Genomic DNA, 3,072 nt, shown 5'->3' with positions numbered 1-3,072 from the left:
CCGAACAAAAGTACTAAGGTAATAGGTAATGGGTAATAGGTAATAGGTATAGCAGTCGCCAGGGCAGGCGCGGACATGACAAAAGTCTCAAACCTAAGTAAGCGCAAGAGTTTGACTTCTGACTTCTGACTTCTGACTTCTGACTTCTTCTATAATAGGTCATCAGGGGAGCTAGTCCTGGATGAATATTTGTACATTATCTATAGCCCCCTCATGGGTAATTGCTTGCTCTACTGGAAAATAGTACTAATGTTTAAGCATTGCAAGACCTGCTCCCGGGGCTGTGTGGGTAACCTGTGTCGGCACCGCTGTTTGCCCTGTGGAGACTCCCTGTTGCTTTGCTGCATCGCTTTATAGATCAGGACTTACGCATTTGCCCCCGTTGGTCCCCCAATTCTGGGGGACTTTGACATCATTCCCCCCCAGAATTGGGGGGATAGGGGGGCGAAATAAACTTCACCGCGTAAGTCCTGTAGATGCTACAGATAGTTAATGGGTAATGGATGATTGACAGAGGCATTATCCATTACCCATTAACCAGCATGTATTGGTAGCAGAGCTTTACCTATTTGCTAATAGATGAAATTTCATGTACCTCTGATTGCTTGAGAAATCCGGCGCTTTTGTGAAGACCCTGTGGTTTTTAAAGCTAAAGCTTCTATATGCTTGTAAAGATTCTCAGGTATAAGCCAGAGCAAATAGGCCGCAGCCCCAGTTAACACCGTACGACGTGGTTCTTCCCAGAGCATCTGCCAGTAGCTCCCCAGAGCTTCGTTGAAGAATTGGACAGCCATGGCACCATCTCTCAAGGTAACTGCCCGACGAGCTAGATACCTCGAATGGTAAGCACGGGCGCGGTTTTCCCACTCAACCACCACCTCAGGAGCATAGGAACGAGTCTTCTCAATTACCTGTTCCCAAGACCTTTGTTTTTTGAACAAGTTAGCTGATATACCACCAGAATTTACTCGGTATAGAGTCAAAGAGTCAGGAATGCCTTCCAGGTGCCAATTGGTTTGGATAGCAATGCGAAACCAACAATCCAAATCCTGTGACCCTTGCAATCCCTCATCCCAATAAAGGTCTTTGGTCTTTCCGTCAATAGTCTCTTGGTACTTAATAGCTTCAAATACCTCCTTGCGGAACACAGCACAGGAGCCATTACTAATAGGATTACGGCAAATGATGTCACCCATGGTGATGTCCTTTAGCTTGGGTAGTTGATAGATTCCTAGGGAATTTCCTGCTTCATCGATAAACCCAGAACAGCTAAAGCTAATCCCCAAATTGGGATTGTTTTCCAAATGTTCAATATGTTTTTCTAGCTTTTCAGGCAACCATAGGTCATCGCCATCTAAAAATGCTAAATACTCTCCCTGGGCTTGGCGGATACCTTCATTCCTTGCTGCATTAGCTCCCTGATTTTCCTGACGAATAATTTTGATTCTGGGGTCTAGGAACTGCTGGCAAATCTCTACACTTTGGTCAGGAGAACCATCATCAATCAGCAAATATTCAAAACTTTGGTAAGTTTGATCCAAAACTGACTGTACTGTAGCAGCAATATACTTCTCAACGTTGTAGACTGGAGTGATGACGGAAACTTTTTTCATTTTATAATCCATCTTATCTTATATTGAATGACTAAGACAATTATTGTCCAAGTTTGTCTTGTAAAATCTGACGTCTTTGGATCATTCCCACTACTTTGACAGCCAGAACTTCGAGGTAGTAATATAGGGGCTTAGGCAACAGCAAAAGTAAATAGGCAGCAGCCAAAGTCCGAAGGGTACGGCTTGGTTCTTCCAAGAGAAGACGCCAGTAAGTTGCCAAAGCACCATTAATTAGTTTGACAGACATTGGTCCATCTTTGAGACGTACTGCACTACGAGCAAAGTTTCGCAATCGATAGGCCAGGGCTAAATTTCCCCACTTCTCAATCAAGTCAGGAGCGTAGGAGCGAGTTTTTGCTAGTACTTGTTTCCAGGAATCTAACTGTTTGACTAAGTTCGCTGAAAGACTGGCTGAATTCACTCGATATAGGGTTAGTGCTTCAGGGATTCCCTCAATTTTCCAGTCTGTCTGAATCGCAATACGTAGCCAACATTCAATATCTTCAGCGCGGCGGAAGTTTTCATCAAAGTAAAAATCTTCTGTAGTGCCGTAAAGGTTATCTTGATACCTAATCGCTTCAAAGACTTCCCGTCGAATTACCGGAGCTGAACCATTACCAATAGGACTAGACCGGAATAAATCTGATCGGGTAATGTTCTTTAACTTAGGCATTAGATAAGTTTTCAATAAATTTCCCGATTCATCAATCAATGCAGAACGGCAAAAACTAACCCCTACCTCTGGAAATTTTTCTAAGTGTTCAATATGTCTTTCCAGTTTCTGAGGCAACCACAAGTCATCCCCATCTAAAAAGGCTAAATAATCTCCTTTGGCCTGGCGAATTCCTGTATTTCGCGCTCCAGCAAGTCCCCGATTAGTTTGATGAATAATCTTAATTCGATGATCCGAAAATTCTTGACAAATTTTTATACTACTGTCTGGGGATTCATCGTCAATAATGAGCACTTCAAAGTTGGTATAGGTCTGGTCGAGAACAGACTGCACCGCTGCTGCAATATAGTTTTCAACTCCGTAGACTGGAATAATGACAGAAACATGTTTCATTGTTTGGACACTGGTTTTCAAGAGAACTAGTTTTGATTTAAACGTTTTTTAAAAAATTAATCCTGAAATAGGTAAAATAGATAAATATATGAAACTGACAACTGACCACTAAAAATTACCTCGTGAGCACTATTATCCTCCCAGAAACTGATCACAATTTTCTGCCCAAGTTTACTAGACTGTCTGGCATTTGTGATCTGGTGGGTAAGGTAGGACCGGCTACCAATTGCAGTTGGGGATAATACATAATAGATGAGTCTGACTTAACTAGTTCCCATTGGCTTAAAACAGAGGAATAGACGGTTTGTGCAATGCGTAAATCTCGCTCTAGAATTTCCAGAGTCAAGGCATCTTGGGACATTTTGCTAAGTTTTACTTCAAGCTGAGAAATCT

3 protein-coding genes are annotated in these 3,072 nt (G+C 42.4%); all 3 read right to left on the bottom strand.

Going from position 1 to position 3,072, the window contains the following annotated elements; all coding sequences use genetic code 11:
- Positions 1 to 587: 587 nt before the first annotated feature.
- Positions 588 to 1,613 (bottom strand): glycosyltransferase family 2 protein, encoded by a 1,026-nt coding sequence (locus tag F6K49_RS38620; RefSeq protein ID WP_075905602.1) that lies wholly within the window; start codon positions 1,611 to 1,613, stop codon positions 588 to 590.
- A gap of 40 nt (positions 1,614 to 1,653) precedes the next feature.
- Positions 1,654 to 2,679 carry a glycosyltransferase family 2 protein gene (locus F6K49_RS38615; protein ID WP_075895530.1) on the bottom strand — a complete coding sequence of 342 codons (1,026 nt, stop codon included), beginning with the start codon at positions 2,677 to 2,679 and terminating at the stop codon, positions 1,654 to 1,656.
- 151 nt (positions 2,680 to 2,830) lie between these two features.
- Positions 2,831 to 3,072: hypothetical protein (locus F6K49_RS38610; protein WP_366514283.1), on the bottom strand; the 242-nt coding region annotated here is incomplete at its 5' end.

The sequence above is a fragment of the Moorena sp. SIO3I6 genome, assembly GCF_010672095.1.
The sequence above is the reverse complement of the archived record's forward strand: the minus strand, read 5'-3'. Positions and strand labels throughout refer to the sequence as shown.

Excerpts from the sequence above, each read along its gene's own strand:
- F6K49_RS38620 (WP_075905602.1), bottom strand. The coding sequence starts at position 1,613 with ATGAAAAAAGTTTCCGTCATCACTCCAGTCTACAACGTTGAGAAGTAT.
- F6K49_RS38615 (WP_075895530.1), bottom strand. The coding sequence starts at position 2,679 with ATGAAACATGTTTCTGTCATTATTCCAGTCTACGGAGTTGAAAACTAT.